The organism is Caballeronia sp. Sq4a, from assembly GCF_023170545.1.
In the GTDB taxonomy this organism is placed as follows: Bacteria; Pseudomonadota; Gammaproteobacteria; order Burkholderiales; family Burkholderiaceae; genus Caballeronia.
In genome coordinates this window covers 787,545-806,630 of sequence record NZ_CP084252.1, presented here as the reverse complement: position 1 = coordinate 806,630, position 19,086 = coordinate 787,545, and the positions used below count along the sequence as shown (strand labels likewise).

Sequence of the window (19,086 nt, the reverse complement as noted above, 5' to 3'; positions counted from 1 at the left end):
TAATACTGCAACACATGAAACAGGAAGGTGTCCTAATGAAAAGTGAATCCAAAGTTCCACACATCACGTTCTTCTTCTGGATCGTGAAGATTGCCGCGACGACACTCGGCGAAACGGGCGGCGATTGGGTGTCCATGTCGCTCAATCTCGGCTATCTGATCGGCTCGGCGATCTTCGCGTTGTTGTTCGTCGGGTTCGTGACGGCGCAGGTGAAGGCGCGCGGCTTTCACCCGATTCTCTACTGGGCCACCATCGTCGCGACGACGACGCTCGGCACCACGCTCGCCGACTTCGCCGACCGTTCGCTCGGCCTCGGCTATCCGGGCGGCGTGGCGATCGTCTCCGCATGCCTGGTGTTGAGCCTCGCGGTGTGGTATCGCGTGGAAGGCAGCGTGTCGGTGGACACCGTGAACACGCCGCGCGTCGAATGGTTCTATTGGGTGACGATCCTCTTTTCGCAAACGCTCGGCACGGCCCTCGGTGACTGGATCGCAGGTGACGACCGCGGCGGCCTCGCGCTCGGGTACGAAGGCGGCGCGCTCCTGTTCGGCGGACTGCTCGCGTGCGTCGCGGCGCTGTACTTCTGGACCGCGCTGTCCCGCACGCTGTTGTTCTGGGCGGCGTTCGTCCTGACGCGGCCGCTCGGCGCGACGCTCGGCGACTTCTTCGACAAACCAGTCGCGCAGGGCGGTCTCGCGATGAGCCGCCTGTGGGCGTCGTTGATTCTGCTGGCGTTCATGGCCGTCTGCGTCGCATGGATGACGAAGGCGCAGGCGCGCGAACGCCGATCGCTTTCGTAGCGTGTCAGCGCAACGGAGCAATGCCTTCCGCGACACCGGACGGCATGCAGATATGCTTGATCTCGGTGAAGTCGGCGAGCGCGTCGTAGCCATGCAGACGCCCGAGGCCGCTTTGCCGGTAGCCGCCGGTTTCCGCTTCCGCGAAGAGCTTGTTGTGGTCGTTGATCCAGACCGTGCCGTTGCGCAGTGCACGCGCCATGCGAAAGGCGCGCGGGCCGTCTTGCGTCCACACGCTCGCTGACAGGCCGAAGACCGTGTCATTGGCCTTCGCGAGCGCTTCCTGCTCGCTCTCGAACACTTCCAGCGTGACGAACGGCCCGAAGATCTCGTCCTGGCAGAAGAACGCCTTCGGGTCGCCGTGCTCGACGAGCGTCGGCGAAAGAAACGCGTGACCGGAGCGTGCGCCGCGCAACAGCACGCGATCCGCCACGTCGCATGCGCGTTCGATGGTGCGGTCCACCGAATCGCGCGTGGGCGCATCGATGAGCGCGCCGATATCCGTCGCCGGATCGATGCCGGGCCCCACGTTCAGCGCGGCGAGCGCGCCCGCGAGATGCTCGCGCATGTCGGCCGCGCGCGACGCATGCACCAGCACGCGACGCGCGGCCGTGCATTGCTGACCGGAGATGATGGTTGCGGCGCGCGCGAGACGCGGCGCGATCGCGGCGATGTCGGCATCGTCGAACACCAGGCAGCACGACTTGCCGCCGAGTTCGAGCGAGAGCTTCTTCATACTGTCCGCCGCTGCGGCCATGATCTTCTTGCCCGTCGCGGTCGATCCCGTGAAGCTCACCACGTCCACGCCGTGCGAATCCGCGAGCCGCTGACTGGCGGCGTGCGCCTGTTCGTTCACGAGATTGACAGCGCCCTTGGGCAACGCGGTGTGCTCGAAGCAGCGTAGCATCGCGGCCGTGACGAGCGACGTCTGCGAGGCCGGCTTCACGACCGCCGTGCAGCCTGCCGCGAGCGCGGGCGCGAGCGAGCGCACGAGCAGCACGGCCGGCGCGTTCCACGGCACGATGATCGCCGCGACGCCAGCGGCTTCGCGCAGCATCGTGGAGAGGGTGCCCGGTTCCGGTTCGAGCACGTGACCCGCGATATGCCGCGCGAGCCCCGCGTAATAGCGCACCTCTGATATAGCGCCCGCGATCTCGCCGCGCGATTGCGCAATCGGCTTGCCGTTCTCGCGCGTGAGCAGCGTCGCGAGCGAATCGCGCTGCTGTTCGAGCGCCGTGGCCCACGCGAGCAGCACGTCCTGGCGCAAGCGCGCGTCCTGCGCCCACGTCGTGCGGTCGAACACATGGCGCGCGGCGGCGATGGCGGCGTCCGCTTCGTGCGCGCCGCCGTCGGCGTATTGGCCGATGGCTTCGCCCGTCGCGGGGTCGATGCTGTCGAGCGTGGGCGTGCCGGTCCATTCGCCGCCGATCCAGTGCAATGCGTTCATCGTGTTCGTTCCTTCATTCGGTTAGTGTATCGGACACCGAAGTATTCGATGCTTGGTGCAGTTCGTCGCCGATGATCGCGATCAACGCCTCGGCTGCCGCGCTCAACGGCCGGCGCGGATGACTCACGCACACGATATGGCGCACGATGCGCGGCGCGAGAATCGGGCACGCGCGCAAGGTGCCGTGCCGCGCGGCGCGTTCCACCACGATGCGCGGAAGAATCGTCGCAAAGCGCGTGTGCTCGACGAGCTTGAGAATAGTGGAGAGCACGTCGATCTCAAAGCGCGGCGCGAGCAGCACGTCTTCATGTTGCGCGGCGCTGTCGAGCACGCCGCGCAGACCGTGGCGCTTGGTCGGCAGCACGAGTTCGAGTTCGGGCAACTGCGCCAGTTCGATCGCGTGCGGCAAGTCGGGGCCGTGCACGGCGCTCGTCGCGAGCACCATCTCTTCGTCCAGCAGCGGGCGCGAATCGAGCGAAAGACGCGCGCGCGGCTTGTTGATGATCGCCGCATCCAGTTGGCCGCCCGCCACCCAGTCGATGAACGTCGCGCTGTAGCCATCGGCGACGGTCACTTCGACATCCGGATAACGCGCATGAAAACGCGAGAGCGAGTCGGCGAGCACGCTCTCCGTGACCGACGCGATCAGGCCGATGCCCACGTGCCCCGTCACGACTTCATCGCGCTGCACGAGTTGCTGCCGCGCGTGCGCGAGGTCGCGCATGATCGGTAGAAAGAGGCGATACATGAGCCGTCCCGCCGCGGTCGGCGCCATGCCGTGCGCGCCACGTTCGAAGAGTTGCTGATGCAGTTCGTCTTCGAGCTTGGCGATCTGCATGCTCAACGCGGGCTGCACGATGTTGAGCCGTTTAGCCGCGCGCGTGACCGATCCGTCTTCGAAGAGCGCGATGAAGTACTGGATTTGCTTGAGGTCCATCTGATCCCATCCTCATCAGCAACGCTAATAGGCCTGCGTCGAGTTATCACTATGCGTCAAACGCGGCCTGAGTGCATCGCGCGAAGCAGCGCCCGACTGGGCGGCGTGTGAAAGGCATCTATTGATACGTAACTGTAAGAACGCTGTCATCGGGGCTAACACCGATATAAGACCCGATGATCCGGCGCATCAGAAAACAGTATTAGAACTTATGGAGTGATCTCGCTACGCTTCAACCATGCGCTTGCTGCGGCATTTCCAGTCAACGGCAGGCAACGGATGGAGACACCAATGAACTCACGCGATGCCGCAACGAACGGCATTTCCAAATTTGCATGGGGCCGCCAGGGCGCCGATGCGGGCTCGCTCTCGCTGCGCGACTGGCTCGCGCATCTCGCGAAGACTGGACGTGTCGCGACCATCGACAAGCCCGTCGCGCTCGAACATGAACTCGCGGCCATCGCCAAGCGGCTCGACGGCACGCAGGCGGCCTTCTTCACGCGTCCGGGCGGACATTCAGTGCCGGTCGTGAGCGGCTTCATGGCGAAGCGCGCATGGATCGCCGAAGCGATGGGCGTCGAAGAAGCCGGACTGCTCGCGCGATTTTCCGCTGCGGCCGCGGCGCCGCTCGCGTCGAAAGTGATCGAGCGTGACGACGCGCCGTGCCAGCAAGTGGTGCATACGAACGGCATCGACTTGCACGCGCTCTTGCCGATTCCCACGCACAGCGAGCACGACAACGGCCCCTACATCACGGCGGGTCTCGTGATCGCGCGCAATCCGCGCACGGGCGTGCAGAACGTCTCCATCAACCGCATTCAGGTGCACGGCCGCGACCGCATGGCGATTCTGCTGCTGCCGCGCCATCTGTACGCATTCCAGCGCGCCGCCGAAGAAGCGGGCGATGCGCTCGACGTGGCGGTCGCCATCGGCGTCGATCCGCTGACGATGCTCGCGTCGCAAGCCATCACGCCGATCGATCACGACGAGCTCGAGATCGCGGGCGCGCTGCACGGCGCGCCGCTGCCGGTCGTGTCGTGCGTGACGAACGGCGTGCATGTGCCGGCGTTCGCGGAGATCATCATCGAAGGGCGCATTCTGCCGAACGTGCGCGAGCCGGAAGGCCCGTTCGGCGAGTTTCCGAAGTACTACAGCGCAAAGGAATCGCGCGAAGTCATCGAAGTGACGGCGGTCACGCATCGGCGCGACCCGATTTTTCATACGATCGTGCCGGCCGAGATGGAGCATCTGCTGCTCGGCGCGATTCCGCGCGAAGCCACGCTGCTCGCGCATCTTCAGCGCAGCCATCCTTCCGTTAGGGACGTGCATCTTTCCGTAGGCGGCGTGTGCCGTTATCACCTGTGGGTGCAGTTCGACAAGAAGCGCGAAGGCGAGGCGAAGAATGTGATTCTCTGCGCGTTCGGCGCGCACTACGACATCAAGCAGGTCGTCGTCGTGGATACGGATGTGGACGTGCACGATCCCGCCGAAATCGAATGGGCGATCGCCACGCGCTTTCAGGCCGACCGCGATCTCGTGGTGGTAGCGGGCGCGCAAGGCTCGCCGCTCGATCCTTCGACGACGGTCGGCCTGCCTGAAGACGCACCCGCGCATCTGCAAGGCGTGAGCGCGAAGATGGGTCTCGACGCCACGCGCCCGGTCGGCTATCCGGCGCACGTCTTCACGCGCGTGCGGATTCCGGGGCAAGACACGGTCGATCTTGATGCGCTCGTCGCAAATGACAACAGCGCGCTCGACGCCTACCTCGCGCGCGATCATGGCTGAGCGAAAGAAGCGCATCGTCGTCGGCATCTCGGGCGCGAGCGGCGCGGTGATCGGCGTGCGTCTCATCGCCGCGCTTCGCCGGCTCGGCACGCACGAGACGCATCTGATCGTCTCGGCATCGGGCGCGGTGACGGCGGCGCAGGAACTCGGCCTCACGCGCGCCGACCTCGATTCGCTCGCTGATGTCGTGCATAACGTGCGCGATATCGGCGCGGCGGTGGCGAGCGGTTCGTTTCTGAGCGACGGCATGGTGATTGCGCCGTGTTCGATGAAGACGCTTGCCGCGGTTGCGAACGGCTTCGCCGACAACCTGCTGACGCGCGCCGCCGACGTCATGCTCAAAGAGCGCCGCCGCCTCGTGCTGGTCGCGCGCGAGACGCCGCTCAACCTCGCGCATCTGCGCAACATGACGCTCGCAACCGAAATGGGCGCCATCGTGATGCCGCCCGTGCCCGCGTTCTACGCGCATCCGAAGACCATCGACGATGTGGTCGATCACACGGTCGGGCGCATTCTGGATTTGTTCGGCATCGAGCACGGCGAGATCGCGCGCCGCTGGAGCGGTCTTGCCGATGAATTCGGCAGCCGCGCCGAGAGCAAGGAGTGACGACATGAACCAGCGCGATACAGGCTTCGCGGATATCAACGCACGCGTCGCTGAGAACGTTGCCGCCGCGCCCGAACGCCACGTCGGCCGTCCGATGCCGCGTTTCGAAGACCCCGCGATTCTGACGGGCCGTGGCCGCTACGGCGACGACCTCGCCGTGAAGCCGGGCACGCTGCAAGCCGCCATTCTGCGCTCGCCGCATGCACATGCGGACATCGTGTCCATCGACACCAAAGCCGCGTCGAAACTGCATGGCGTGCGCGCCATTCTCACGCGCGACGACTTGCGTCCGTGGTCGCGTCCGTTCGTGGTCGGCGTGAAGTCGCCGATGGAGCAGTGGGCGCTCGCGATGGATCGCGTGCGCTACGTCGGCGAGCCGGTCGCGGTCGTGATGGCGGAATCGCGCGCCATTGCCGAAGATGCGATGGACCTCATCAAGGTCGAGTACGCGTTGCGCGATCCGGTCACGTCCATCGAACAAGCAGTGCAAGAGGATTCGCCGGTGCTGCACGAACGCGTCGGCACCAACGTGATCAGCGACCGCCATTTCAGCTATGGCGACCCGCAATCCGCGTTCGAGCGCGCGCCGCATCGCGTGAAACTCGTCGCGCACTATCCGCGCAATACGTGCGCGCCGATCGAATGCGGCGTCGTGATTGCCGAATACCTGTCGGGCGACGAAGGCTACGACGTCACGTCGAACTTCATGGGGCCGTTCTCGCTGCACGCCGTGATGGCGATGGCCCTCAACGTTCCCGCGAACCGCTTGCGCCACAAGGCCCCGCGCGATTCAGGCGGCAGCTTCGGCGTGAAGCAGGCGGTGTTTCCGTATGTCGTCTTGATGTGCCTCGCCTCGCGCAAGGCCGGCGCGCCAGTGAAATGGGTCGAGGACCGGCTCGAACACCTGAGCGCCGCGACGTCCGCGACCGCGCGACTGTCGACCCTCGAAGCCGCCGTGGAAAGCGACGGCCGCATTCTCGCGCTCTCGTACGATCAACTGGAAGACGTGGGCGGCTACGTGCGCGCGCCGGAGCCCGCGACCTTCTACCGGATGCACGGCTGTCTGACCGGCGCGTATGCGATTCCGAACCTCGCCGTGCGCAACCGCGTGGTGCTGACCAACAAGACGCCGACCGGCCTCGTGCGCGGCTTCGGCGGACCGCAGGTGTATTTCGCGCTGGAGCGGCTGATTCAGCGCATCGCCATCGAACTGAAGCTCGATGTGCTCGACGTGTACCGCCGCAACTTCGTTCCCGCCGATGCGTTTCCGTATCGCGCGGCGGCAGGCGCGCTGCTCGATTCGGGCAACTATCAGGAGGCGCTGCGCCTTTCGAACGTGCAGGGCGGCTACGAAGAACTCGTCGCTCGGCGCGACGCGGCTCGCAAGGAAGGGCGTCTCTACGGCATCGGCTTTGCCGCGATCGTCGAGCCGTCCGTGTCGAACATGGGCTATATCACGACCGTCATGCCGCCCGACGCGCGCAAGAAGGCCGGCCCGAAGAACGGCGCGATAGCCAGCGCGACCGTGAGCGTGGACCTGCTGGGCGGCGTCGTCGTCACGATCGCGTCGACGCCTGCGGGACAGGGCCACATGACGGTGTGCGCGCAAGTGGTCGCGGATGTGCTCGGGCTGGACCCGAAGGACATCGTCGTGAACGTGGAATTCGACACGCACAAGGACGCGTGGTCCGTCGCGGCGGGCAACTATTCGAGCCGCTTCGCAGGCGCGGTCGCTGGCACGGTGCATCTCGCCGCGACGCGCGTGCGCGACAAGCTCTCGCGCATTCTCGCGAAGCAGTTCGGCTGCGCAGTGGATGACGTTCGGTTCGAGCGCGCGCGCATCTTCCCGAAAGATGCCGAAGACCGCGCGCTGCCGTTCGCGCGCGCGGCGAGCAATGCGCCGCACTGGGCGCCCGCGCTCCTGCCCGAGGGCGAGGAGCCGGGTCTGCGCGAGACGGTGTTCTGGTCGCCGCCGCACATGGACGCGCCTGATGAAGAGGACCGCATCAACACGTCGGCGGCGTACGGCTTCGCGTTCGACATGTGCGCCGTCGAGGTGGACCGCGCGACGGGACGCGTGCGTATCGACCGCTACGTGACCGCGCACGACGCCGGCACGCTTCTGAATCCCGCGCTCGCGGACGGCCAGATTCGCGGCGCGTTCGCGCAAGGACTCGGCGCGGCGCTGATGGAAGAGTTCCGCTACGGCGCGGACGGCAGCTTCCAGTCGGGCACGCTCGCCGACTATCTGATGCCGACGACCTGCGAAGTGCCCGATCCGGTGATCGTGCATCTGGAAACGCCGTCGCCGTTCACGCCGCTCGGCGCGAAAGGGCTCGGCGAAGGCAACAACATGAGCACGCCGCCGTGCATCGCGAATGCGGTGGCGGATGCGCTCGGCGTCGACGACATTCGCCTGCCGCTCACGCCGCAAAAGGTGATGGCGCTGATCGGCATCGACGATCCGGAACCGTCGCGCCCCGAGTACCGCGAAGCGGCCGCGACGAAGCCCGCGACGCCGGGCGGCGGCAAGGCATTGACGGCGCAAGGCACGGTCGATTTGCCCGCGACGCCCGAAGCGGTGTTCGCCGTGCTGCTCGATCCGAAGGCGCTCGCCAACGTCATCCCCGGCTGTCACGCGCTGGAGGAGACCGCACCGAACCAGTATCGCGCGGACGTGACCGTGGGCGTCGGCATGATCAAGGCGCGTTTCGAAGCGCGCATCGGCTTGTCGGAGATCGACGCGCCGCGCCGCCTGCGTCTCGCGGGCGCGGGCATCTCGCCGCTCGGCAGCGCGCGCGGCAACGGTCTCGTCGAACTGACGCCGAACGGTAGCGGCACGCGCCTCACATACGACTATGAAGCGCAGGTTTCGGGCAAGGTTGCGGCGGTCGGCGGACGCATGCTCGAAGGCGCGGCGAAGGTGGTGCTCAGGCAATTGTTCGAATCGCTCGGCCGGCAGGCGGCGGGCAAGCCGGTGGCGCAGCGCGAATCATGGATCGCGCGGCTCCTCGGCCGTTTCAGGAGGCATGCATGAAACCCGCGCCGTTCGATTATCTGCGCGCGATGACGACGCAACACGCGCTCGACGCGCTCGCGCAACACGGCGAAGACGCCCGCGTGCTGGCGGGCGGGCAGTCGCTGATGGCGGTGCTCAACATGCGGCTCGCGCAGCCGCGCGTGCTCGTCGATATCTCGCGCACCGCCGAGCTGGACGCCGTGCGCGTCGACGACAAAACGGGGCATCTCGTCGTGAGCGCGGCGGCGACGCAAGGCAGCGTCGAGTGGCGCCGCTCGTTGCGCGACGAAGTGCCGTTGCTCGCGATGGCGTTTCCAAACATCTCGCATTTTCAGATCCGCAATCGCGGGACGGTGTGCGGTTCCATCGCGCATGCCGATCCGAGCGCGGAATTGCCGCTCGTGCTGAGCGCGCTCGGCGGCGACGTCATGCTGCGCTCGAAGAAGAAACGCCGCACGCTCGCCGCGCAGGACTTCTTCCAGGGAATGCTCATGACGGCGCGCGAGCCCGACGAACTGGTGGAAGCCGTGCGCTTTCCGTTGAGAGAGCCCGGCGAGCGCCATGCGTTTGCCGAGTTCTCGGCGCGGCACGGCGATTTCGCGGTGGTCGCGTGCGCGGCGGTCGTGACCGACGACGCGATCCGCATTGCGGTAGGTGGCGTCGCGGACCGGCCGGTTGCCGAGACCTGGCCCCGTCTGACAGGCGACGACCTGCGCGGCGCATTGAACGACCTGAGCTGGAAACTGAACGCGCAGGACGACGCGCACATCAGCGCGAAGTATCGCCGGAATCTGGTCCGGCAATTGGGATGGCGCGTGATCGAGGAGGCGAAGTGAGCAACACGGCGGACAACATCATGCGGCACGGCGAGCAGCAGCGCATCACGCTGACGCTCAACGGCCGCGAACGCAGCGGCTATTGCGAGCCGCGCGAACTGCTGTCGGATTTCATCCGGCACGAACTCGGCGCGACGGGCACGCACGTCGGCTGCGAGCATGGCGTCTGCGGCGCATGCACGGTGCATGTCGACGGCATCGCGGCACGGTCGTGCCTGATGCTCGCGGTGCAGGCGGACGGACGGCGCATCGATACCGTCGAAGGTCTCGCGCCGGAGCAGACGCTCGGCGACTTGCAGCAGGCGTTTCAGCGTCATCACGCGCTGCAGTGCGGCTTCTGCACGGCGGGCATTCTGATGTCGTGCGCGGATTATCTGCAACGCGTGCCGGACCCCACGGAAGAACAGGTGCGCGAGATGCTCTCGGGCCACATCTGCCGCTGCACGGGCTATACGCCGATCGTCGCGGCCGTGCTCGATGTCGCCGCGCGCCGTCAGGGAAAAGCAAACACGAAGGAGACCGAACATGCTTGATCTCGGCCGCACTTTCCTGCAAAGCGTCGAGCGCAGCCCGAACGCGCTCGCGCTCGTCGACGGCGACCTGGAACTCACCTACGCGGCGTGGCATCGCGTGATCCTGAATGTCGCCGATGGCCTGCGCGCGCTCGGCGTGCGACGCGGCGACCGGCTGCTCGTCGTGCTGCAAAACCGCTGGGAAATGGCGACGCTGCATTGGGCGGGGCAGTTCGCGGGCATCGTGATCGTGCCGCTCAACTGGCGCGCGAAGCCGGAGGAAGTCGAATACTGCGTGACGGATGCGGGCGTGAAGGCGATCGTCTACGAACCCGTTTCCGCCGATGCCGTGATGCAGAGCGCGTCGGCGCAGAACCTGCCGCGCATCGGGCTCGATGACGTATCCGGCGGCACGCTGACGTTCGACGCGCTGACCGCCGAGCACACGCCGGAATGCGCGGGCGACTGCACAGCCGGGCGCATCGACGACAGCGCACACGCCACCGCCGACGACATCTCGCTGATCCTGTACACGTCCGGCACCACCGGCAAGCCGAAGGGCGTGCCGCGCCGCCACCGCCACGAACGCGCGGGCGCGCTCGCGCACGTTGCGCAGAACCTGTACCGGCGCGGCGAACGCACGCTTGGCGTGATGCCGCTCTATCACACGATGGGCGTGCGCTCGCTGCTCGCGATGGCGCTCGTCGATGGCGTGTTCGTCTGCGTGCGCCGCTGGAACGCGAAGCTCGCGCTGGAATCCATCGCGCAGCATCGGCTGACGTGCCTTTATCTCGTGCCGACGCTCTATCACGATCTGCTCGCCGACAGCGGTTTCGCGAGCACGGATACGTCGTCGGTCAGAAAGCTCGGCTTCGCGGGCGCGCCGATGAACGACGGGCTGCTCAAGCGCCTCTCGGCCGCGTTCGAGCCGGAGCTGTTCGTCAATCACTACGGCTCGTCCGAGGTCTACACGTTCAGCATCGATCAGGACGCGACCAAGAAGCCGGGCAGCGCGGGGCGCGCGGGCATCAACACGCGGCTGCGCGTGGTGAAGCTCGACGCCGTCTCGCCCGACCAGACGGCGGCCGTCGGGGAGGAAGGGCAGATCATCGCGGACCTGCTCGGCGACGAAGCATTCGAAGGCTACTGGAATCGCCCGGACGCGAACGCGAAGTCTCTGCGCGACGGCTGGTACTTCACCGGCGACACCGGCTATTTCGACGCCGACGGCGATCTCTACGTGACCGGCCGCGTGGACGACATGATCATCAGCGGCGGCGAGAACATTTCGCCGGTGGATATCGAGTCGGTGCTGTCGCTGCATCCGGCCGTCGATGAAGTCGCGGTCGCGGGCGTGAAGGACGAGCGCTGGGGCCAGCGCGTGGTCGCGTTCATCAAGCGCCGCGAATATGTCGATGCCGAAGGGCTCGACGACTGGTGCCGCCAGTCCGACCTCGTCAACTTCAAGCGCCCGCGCGACTACGTGTTCGTCGATGACATTCCGAAGTCGCCGGTCGGCAAGATCCTGCGCCGCAAGCTCTCGGCGGGCGAGTACGTGCCCGACACTGCGCCGGCCGCACAACATACAGAAACCACGAAGGAGTAATTCGAATGACTGACCTGAATCATCGCGGCCAGACGCTGCTGCAAGAGCTCGACGGCTTCTCGGTCGAGATCGACGCCGAACGCGAACGTGCCGACATCATCCTGCACCGTCCGCCGTTCAACGTCATTTCGATGCACGCCCGCGACCAGTTGCGCGCCGCATTCGAAGCACTCGACGACGACGAGCGCGTGCGCGTGATCGTCGTGCGCGCGAACGGCGAGCACTTTTCGAGCGGCGGCGACATCAAGGGCTTTCTCGAAGCATCGCCGGAACACGTATCGAAGCTCGCATGGAACATCGCGGCGCCCGCGCGCTGCTCGAAGCCGGTGATCGCGGCCAATCGCGGCTTCTGCTTCGGCGTGGGCTTCGAGTTGTCGCTCGCGTGCGATTTCCGCATCGTCACCGACACGACCTTCTACGCGCTGCCCGAACAGAAGCTCGGCCAGATTCCGGGCTCGGGCGGCTCGGCGCGCTTGCAGGCGATGGTCGGCATCGGCCGGACCAAGGACATCGTGATGCGCTCGCGCCGCATTCCCGGCAAGCAGGCGTACGAGTGGGGCATCGCGGTGGACTGCGTGCCGAACGCCGAGCTCGAAGCCGCGACGGACGCGCTCGTCGACGAACTGCGCGCGTTCTCGCCGCTCGCCCAGCGCACCGCGAAGAAGCTGCTGAACGATTCGGAAGACGCGCCGCTTTCCATCGCGATCGAACTGGAAGGGCATTGCTATAGCCGCCTGCGCTCGTCGGACGACTTCCGCGAAGGCGTCGAAGCGTTCCACGGCAAGCGCAAGCCGGTGTTTCGCGGCTCCTGACCCACGCAGAGAGAGGAAGACGACATGGAACGCTTCGATTACGTGATCGTGGGCGGCGGTTCGGCAGGATGCGTGCTCGCGCATCGGCTGTCGGCGTTGCCGTCGCTGCGCGTCGCGCTGATCGAGGCGGGCGCGGACACGCCACCGGGCGCGGTTCCCGAGGCCATCCTCGACAGCTATCCGATGCCGGTGTTCTGCGGCGACACGTACATCTGGCCGGACCTGAAGGCGAAAGCCACGAAGCAGGCCGCGCCGCGCGTGTACGAGCAGGGCCGCGTGATGGGCGGCGGGTCGAGCATCAACGTGCAGTCGGCCAATCGCGGCTTGCCGCGTGATTACGACGACTGGGCCGCGACAGGCGCCGAGGGCTGGGCGTGGCGCGACGTGCTGCCGTACTTCCGCAAGCTGGAGCGCGACCTCGACTTTCCCGGCGGCGAACTGCACGGCGGCGACGGCCCGGTGCCGATCCGCCGCATCATGCCGAAGGACTGGCCGGCGTTCTGTCATGCGTTCGGCAAGGGCTTGCGCGCGCAGGGCGTCGCCGAGTTGCACGATCAGAACGGCGAGTTCGGCGACGGCTTCTTTCCCGGCGCGTTCTCGAACGAGGACGATAAGCGCGTGTCCACGGCCATCGCCTATCTGGACGACGCCACGCGCAAGCGCCCCAATCTCTCGGTGTATTCGAAGCTGCGCGTCGAGCGCATCGTGATGGAAGGCGCGACGGCGCGCGGCGTGATCGCGGTGGCCGAGAACGGGGAGCGCCTGCGTTTCGATGCGGGCGAAGTGGTCGTGAGCGCGGGCGCGCTGCAATCGCCGGCGCTGTTGATGCGCGCCGGCATTGGCGATGCGGGCGAACTTTCGGCGCTGGGCATCGCGTGCGCGGTGGATCTGCCGGGCGTCGGACGCAATCTGCAGGATCATCCGTCGCTCACGTTCTGTCATTTTCTCGAGCCGCGCTTTCGCATGCCGCTCGCGCGACGCCGCGCCAGCATGATGGCCGCGCGTCTCAGTTCGGGCGTCGCGGGCTGCGACGAGTCGGACCTGTATCTGTCGAGCGCGACGCGCGCCGCATGGCATGCGCTCGGCAACCGGCTCGGGCTGTTCTTTCTGTGGTGCAACCGGCCGTATTCGCGTGGCCGCGTGCAGCTCGTTTCCGCCGATGCCGCCGCCGCGCCGCGCGTCGATCTCAATCTGCTGGACGACGAACGCGATCTAGCGCGGCTCGCCGTGGGCGTGCGGATGCTGGCGCGCATCGTGGAAGCGTCGGGTCTGAGCCGCGATGCACGCGACTTCTTCCCGGCGGCGTTTTCGCCGCGCGTGAAGGCGTTGAGCCGAGTCGGCGAGGGCAACGCGCTGCTCACGTCCGCGCTCGGGCTGCTGCTGGACACGCCCGCGCCCGTGCGCCGGATGTTGATCGAACGCTTCTTCACGCGCGGCCTGAAGATGAACGCGCTTTTGGCCGACGACCGCGCGCTCGCGGACTTCATCCGCGCGAACGTGTTCGGCGTATGGCACGCGAGCGGCACCTGCCGCATGGGCGGCGCAAACGACCGCGATGCCGTCACCGACGGCCAAGGCCGCGTGCATGGCGCGCGAGGCTTGCGCGTGGTGGATGCGTCGCTGATGCCGAAGCTGCCATCGGCCAATACGAACATACCGACCATCATGATCGCCGAGAAGATCGCCGACGCGATGGTCGCGGCGCGGCGCGAACGCGCGGAACTCGACGTCTCGGGGTCACCGCCGCTCGCCGCCGCCCACTAACGATTTTTTTCAACCTCGACAAGAGCACGCAATAAGAAACGTGCCTGCGAAACCGGGGCGATCGAAAGACGGCCCGGTGACAAACTAGGAGATACACATGTCCGTAGCTGCACAAGACGGGGCCGCCGCGCTTCCGGTGAATCAGCGGCAGATCATGGGCGCGGTGCTGGCCTCGTGCATGGGCTGGGCGCTCGATCTGTTCGACCTCTTCGTGTTGTTATACGTCGCGCCGGTGGTCGGGCGTCTCTTCTTCCCGTCCGAACACGCGATGCTGTCGCTCGCGGCGGTGTATGCGTCGTTCGCGGTGACGCTGCTCATGCGTCCGCTCGGCTCCGCGCTCTTCGGCTCGTACGCGGACCGCCACGGCCGCAAGGGCGCGATGATCTTCGCGGTGGTCGGCGTCGGCATCTCGACGGCGGCGTTCGGCGTGCTGCCGACCGTCGCGCAGGCGGGCCTCGTCGCGCCGATCCTGTTCCTGCTGCTGCGTCTCGTGCAGGGCGTGTTCGTCGGCGGCGTCGTGGCATCGACGCATACCATCGGCACCGAATCGGTCGCGCCGAAGTATCGCGGCGCGGTGTCGGGCCTGATCGGCGGCGGCGGCGCGGGCCTCGGCGCGTTGCTCGCCTCCCTCACGTATCTGGCGATGTCGTCCATCTTTCCGGGCGAACTCTTCGATGCGTGGGGCTGGCGCTGCATGTTCTTCACCGGCATCGTGAGTTCGGTGCTCGGCCTCTTCGTCTTCAACAGCCTCGAAGAATCGCCGCTCTGGAAGAAGCTCGCGGCGGAGAAAGCGGCCAAGGCCGCTGCGCAGATCAAGACCGCGCCGGTCGAAGTCGTGCGCTCGCCCATCCGCACGCTGTTTTCGCGCGAGTATCGCGGGGTGCTGTTCGTGAACCTGCTGCTCACCATCGGCGGCGGCAGCGGCTATTACCTCACCTCAGGCTATCTGCCGACGTTCCTCAAGGTCGTGAGCCATGCGCCGAACGGCGCGGCCGCCGCGATCCTGATGATCTGCAGCGTCGCGGTGGTGATCGCATCGATCGCGGCGGGGCATCTCTCGACGTTCATCGGACGCAAGAGCGCGTTCGTGTGGATCGGCCTCATCCGGCTGGTCGCGCTACCGGGGCTTTTCCTGTTGTTGCCGACGGCGCAGAGCATCACGATGATCGGCGTCTACGCGGTGCTGCTCTCCGCACTCGGCAGCGCGGGATATGCGCCGATTCTGATCTTCCTGAACGAGCGCTTCCCGACCGCGATCCGCGCGACCGGCACCGGTCTCTCGTGGAACATCGGCTTCGCCATCGGCGGGATGATGCCGACCTTCGTTTCGCTCGTCGCGAAAGACGCAAGCCAGTTGCCGTCGACGCTCGCGATCTTTGTCGGCGCCATCAGCATCATCTTCCTCGTCGGCGCGTTCGTCGTGCCGGAAACGCTCGGCAAGCTGGACAACAGCGCGGCGCGCAATCCGTCCTGAAGTCCTGAAGCATGTCCTTGCGGGCGCGCGACGCACGCGCCCGCATCCTCTAATAGAAACACTGGAGACGCTCATCATGAAATATGACGAGGACGTTCGCGCGCGCTCGTACAAGTTCCGCGACGAATACGTGGATGCGACGCCGAAGTGGTATCGCGGAGAGATGCATCTGGGTTTCACGCTCGTCTTCACGACGGCGGTGATCGTGTATTGCGCCATGCAGCTTCACGCGCCGACGTTCGCCGAATGGCTCGCGGTCGTGCCGCTCTTTCTGTTCGGCAACTGGGCGGAATGGGCCGCGCACCGTTATGTGCTGCATCGGCCGACGAAGTACTTCGGCATGGTCTACAAGCGCCACTGCGCGGTGCATCACCGCTTCTTCACGCATGTGACGCTGGAGTACAAAGGCCACAAGCACTGGCGCGCGCTGCTGTTTCCGCCGTTCGCGCCGGTCGCGTTCGTGCTCGCGGCCGCGCCGCTCGCGTTGCTGATCGGCTTCGTGTTCACGCGCAACGCAGGCTATATCGCGCTTCTGACGATGGCGGCGTACTACCTGATGTACGAAGGCTTGCACACGCTCTCGCATGTCACGGACAGTCCGTTTCTCGACCGCGTGCCGTTCGTCAACACGGTGCGCCGGCTGCACGTGACGCATCACGATCCCGAGCAGATGGCGACGCAGAACTTCAATCTCACCTTCCCGATCTGCGACACGCTGTTCGGCACGCGCAGCGATGCGCCGCGCACGGTGCCAACGACTGCGCGCCGCGGCTGATTCGCATCATGCGGAAGGAGCCGGCGCGCCCGTGGTCACACGCCGGATCTCCTCGGTGATGATGGCGATGAGCGCCTGCGCCGCCGGCCCAATGGGCCGCTTCGGATGCGTGACCTGAATGATGTGGCGCACGATGGGCGGCTTGTCGATCGTGCGCACGCGCAGCCGTCCTTCGTCCACTTTCGACTGCACGACGACGCGCGGCAGGATGGTCGCGACGCTGCTTTGCTCGACGAACTGAACGATCGTGCTGAGAAGGTCGATTTCGAACTTCGGCTTGATGACGATGTCAGCCGCCATGAGCGCGGCGTCGAGCGCCCCTCGCAGGCCGTTGCGCCGCGTGGGCAGCACGAGTTCGATGTCGGACTGCGCGACGAGGTCGATCGTCTCCGGCAGATCCGGCCCGTGCGCCGCGCTCGTCACGAGCACCATTTCTTCCACGAGTAGCGGCTCGACATCCAACGCGAGGCGGCCGCGCGGCTTGTTGATGATCGCGGCATCGAGCCGGCCGGATTCCACGGCGTCGATGAGTTGCGCGCTGAAGCCGTCCGCCACCGATACTTCCACTTGCGGAAAGAGGGCGTCGAAGCGCGCGAGCGATTCGGGCAAGACGCTCTGCGCCTCCGACGACACCATGCCGAGCGACACGCGCCCCGTCACGATGACATCGCGCCGGCTCAGCTGCTCGCGCGCATGGCCGATGTCGCGCATGATCGGCGTGTAGAGCCGGTACATGAGGCGCGCGGCTTCGGTCGGCGCCATGCCGTGCGGCCCGCGTTCGAAAAGCGTTTGCCGCAGCTCGGCTTCGAGCTTCGCGATCTGCATGCTCAACGCGGGCTGTGCGATATTGAGGCGCTTGGCCGCCCGCGTGACGGTGCCTTCTTCGAATAGCGCGATGAAGTACTGGATCTGCTTCAGTTCCATGTGACAGGCGTGCGCAGCCGTGCGGCGAAACGGACATGGTACCGCCGGGCGGCGCTTCGCGGTTCAACGCGCCCTTCAGCATTCGATGCGTCGAGCCGTTAACTCCCTCGTATGGAATCGTCATTTCCAGCAGATATCAGGCAAGCGAGCGCATGCGTGTCGACCTCATCACCTTCTATGTCCTAGTCGTCGGAACGCTTCTCGTCAGTTGCGGGATGACGTTCTGGGAACATCGCACGAACCCCGGGCGCAGCAGGGAACTCAAGATCCTCGCGGCGGGATACGGCGCGCTCGCCATCGGCTGCGGGGCGGCGTCGTTCCGGCACGCGGTGCCGGGCGTGCTCGGCTCGGCGTTGAGCAACCTCGTTATCGAGGCGGGCTATCTGTTGATCCTGCGCGGCGTCGCGGCGTTGAACGGGCGGCGTTATCGCGCGTTCTCCATCGGCCTGCTCGCCGTGCAGGCGCTCGCGTGGGCGATCGGCGGCGTGCGCTGGCAGGAGACCGTGTGGAGTTATGCGAGCGCGCTGCCCATCGCCGCCGCGGCCGCGATGACCTCGCGCGAATTGCTGCGGAGCGACCGCATGCACTGGGGACCGGCGCGGCGCATCGCCGTGATCGTGTGCGGCGTGCATGCGCTCCTCTACGCCGCGCGCGCGTGCGTTCTTCCGTGGATGGCGGCGCTCGGCACGCCGCTTTTGATGCTGATCGCCAAGATCACGATGTACGAGGGCATCCTCTATTCCGTCCTCTTGCCGATGACGCTGCTGCGGCTCGTCCGCGATGAAGCTCACGCACAGCTTTTGCGGCAATCGCAGACCGATTATCTGACCGGGCTCGGCAATCGCCGCTCGTTCTTCGAAGACGGCGCGCGCGCGGCCGCCGGGCGCGACGTGTCGGTGCTCGCCATCGACCTCGACCACTTCAAAACCATCAATGACCGATACGGCCATCAGGCCGGCGACGAAGTGCTGAAGACGTTCGCGCTCGTCGCGCGAAGCGTGCTGGGACCGGAAGCGGTTCTCGCGCGCATCGGCGGCGAAGAGTTCGCGGCGGTGCTGGCCGGGCCGCACGGCGATCGGGCGAAAGAGCTCGCGGAGGACGTCGTCAGACGCTTCGCCGCGGCGACCTCTCGCGGCGCGAACGGCGCGGAGTTGCGGGCGACGGTGAGCATCGGCCTCGCGCGGTCCGGCACGCCCGAGAGCGCGCTCGCCGATGTGCTCGGCGCGGCGGACCGGGCCTTGTATGCGGCCAAGGCGGGCGGCGGGAATCGGGTGGAAGTGGGGCGGCTCGCGCAGTGGGGCGAGGCGCGGTGTGATGAGGGGGTGGTTTGAGCCGAAGGTGGTGGAGCGCCCACGCCCGTCCCACTCTCCCTATAATCCCCGCTTCGCACCTGCATCAAACGGAAATTCGATGGACGTATTGTGGAAGGGTCTGCTCGGCGGTCTCGTCACCGCGCTGATCGCGATGGCATCCAAACGGGGCAACGTGCTTCCCGGCATTCTGCCTCTTGCGCCCACCTTCGCGATCATGGCGCTCCTCGTGGTCGGCGCAAAGGGCGATGCGGGCGGTTTCAGGACCACGTGCCTCTCCGGCGCGCGCACCATTCCCGCCTACCTCGTGTTTCTGGGAACATGCTACGTGCTCGTGCATTTCGTGGACTACCGGCTCGCGATTCTCGGCGGACTCGCCGCATGGCTGATCGCGGCGCTGACCATCTTTCTCGCGCCGCGATTCTTCTAGCCACGCGCACGGCTCGGAGCGCTTGCATCATGCGCCCCGAACCGTTCGTCG

General features: G+C 66.5%; 16 protein-coding genes. 13 read left to right on the top strand and 3 right to left on the bottom strand.

Annotation, left to right across the window (positions count from 1 at the left end):
- Positions 1-35: 35 nt before the first annotated feature.
- On the top strand, positions 36-800 hold the full coding sequence (locus LDZ24_RS23200) for a hypothetical protein (RefSeq protein WP_248323563.1): 765 nt from the start codon (positions 36-38) through the stop codon (positions 798-800).
- 4 nt (positions 801-804) lie between these two features.
- On the opposite strand, the gene LDZ24_RS23195 is transcribed toward LDZ24_RS23200, so the two are convergent.
- Both LDZ24_RS23195 and LDZ24_RS23190 read right to left on the bottom strand, forming a co-directional pair.
- On the bottom strand, positions 805-2,244 hold the full coding sequence (locus LDZ24_RS23195; RefSeq protein ID WP_248323562.1) for an aldehyde dehydrogenase family protein: 1,440 nt from the start codon (positions 2,242-2,244) through the stop codon (positions 805-807).
- Between the two features lie 13 nt (positions 2,245-2,257).
- On the bottom strand, positions 2,258-3,181 hold the full coding sequence (locus LDZ24_RS23190) for a LysR family transcriptional regulator (protein WP_248323561.1): 924 nt from the start codon (positions 3,179-3,181) through the stop codon (positions 2,258-2,260).
- Positions 3,182-3,472: 291 nt separating this feature from the next.
- On the opposite strand from LDZ24_RS23190, the gene LDZ24_RS23185 reads away from it, so the two are divergent.
- From LDZ24_RS23185 to LDZ24_RS23140, 10 genes are all read left to right on the top strand, one after another.
- A complete protein-coding gene (locus tag LDZ24_RS23185; RefSeq protein WP_248323560.1) occupies positions 3,473-4,966 on the top strand; it encodes a UbiD family decarboxylase in 1,494 nt (497 codons plus the stop codon).
- A complete protein-coding gene (locus LDZ24_RS23180) occupies positions 4,959-5,573 on the top strand; it encodes a UbiX family flavin prenyltransferase (protein ID WP_206470480.1) in 615 nt (204 codons plus the stop codon). Before LDZ24_RS23185 ends, LDZ24_RS23180 begins: the two co-directional genes overlap by 8 nt.
- Positions 5,574-5,577: 4 nt before the next feature.
- Positions 5,578-8,610 (top strand): molybdopterin cofactor-binding domain-containing protein, encoded by a 3,033-nt coding sequence (locus tag LDZ24_RS23175; protein ID WP_248323559.1) that lies wholly within the window; start codon positions 5,578-5,580, stop codon positions 8,608-8,610.
- On the top strand, positions 8,607-9,428 hold the full coding sequence (locus tag LDZ24_RS23170; protein WP_248323558.1) for a xanthine dehydrogenase family protein subunit M: 822 nt from the start codon (positions 8,607-8,609) through the stop codon (positions 9,426-9,428). Before LDZ24_RS23175 ends, LDZ24_RS23170 begins: the two co-directional genes overlap by 4 nt.
- Positions 9,401-9,961: a (2Fe-2S)-binding protein gene (locus LDZ24_RS23165; RefSeq protein WP_250501072.1), complete on the top strand. Its 561-nt coding sequence runs from the start codon at positions 9,401-9,403 to the stop codon at positions 9,959-9,961. The genes LDZ24_RS23170 and LDZ24_RS23165 overlap by 28 nt, the downstream gene beginning before the upstream one ends.
- A complete protein-coding gene (locus tag LDZ24_RS23160; protein WP_248323556.1) occupies positions 9,954-11,546 on the top strand; it encodes an AMP-binding protein in 1,593 nt (530 codons plus the stop codon). The genes LDZ24_RS23165 and LDZ24_RS23160 overlap by 8 nt, the downstream gene beginning before the upstream one ends.
- A 5-nt stretch (positions 11,547-11,551) precedes the next feature.
- Positions 11,552-12,358, top strand: coding sequence for an enoyl-CoA hydratase/isomerase family protein (locus LDZ24_RS23155; RefSeq protein ID WP_175943563.1), 807 nt, complete (start codon positions 11,552-11,554; stop codon positions 12,356-12,358).
- 24 nt (positions 12,359-12,382) lie between these two features.
- The gene (locus LDZ24_RS23150; RefSeq protein WP_248323555.1) at positions 12,383-14,122 is read left to right on the top strand and encodes a GMC family oxidoreductase; all 1,740 of its coding nucleotides are present in this window, start codon (positions 12,383-12,385) and stop codon (positions 14,120-14,122) included.
- A gap of 97 nt (positions 14,123-14,219) precedes the next feature.
- Positions 14,220-15,596: an MFS transporter gene (locus LDZ24_RS23145; RefSeq protein WP_248323554.1), complete on the top strand. Its 1,377-nt coding sequence runs from the start codon at positions 14,220-14,222 to the stop codon at positions 15,594-15,596.
- Positions 15,597-15,672: 76 nt separating this feature from the next.
- Positions 15,673-16,371: a sterol desaturase family protein gene (locus LDZ24_RS23140; protein WP_248323553.1), complete on the top strand. Its 699-nt coding sequence runs from the start codon at positions 15,673-15,675 to the stop codon at positions 16,369-16,371.
- Positions 16,372-16,377: 6 nt separating this feature from the next.
- On the opposite strand, the gene LDZ24_RS23135 is transcribed toward LDZ24_RS23140, so the two are convergent.
- A complete protein-coding gene (locus tag LDZ24_RS23135) occupies positions 16,378-17,295 on the bottom strand; it encodes a LysR family transcriptional regulator (RefSeq protein ID WP_248323552.1) in 918 nt (305 codons plus the stop codon).
- 152 nt (positions 17,296-17,447) lie between these two features.
- Here LDZ24_RS23135 and LDZ24_RS23130 point away from each other — a divergent pair, with 152 nt between their 5' ends.
- Both LDZ24_RS23130 and LDZ24_RS23125 read left to right on the top strand, forming a co-directional pair.
- Positions 17,448-18,626 carry a diguanylate cyclase gene (locus LDZ24_RS23130; protein WP_248323551.1) on the top strand — a complete coding sequence of 393 codons (1,179 nt, stop codon included), beginning with the start codon at positions 17,448-17,450 and terminating at the stop codon, positions 18,624-18,626.
- Between the two features lie 79 nt (positions 18,627-18,705).
- Positions 18,706-19,035, top strand: a complete 330-nt coding sequence (locus tag LDZ24_RS23125) for a GlpM family protein (protein ID WP_248323550.1) — start codon at positions 18,706-18,708, stop codon at positions 19,033-19,035.
- Positions 19,036-19,086: the final 51 nt, after the last annotated feature.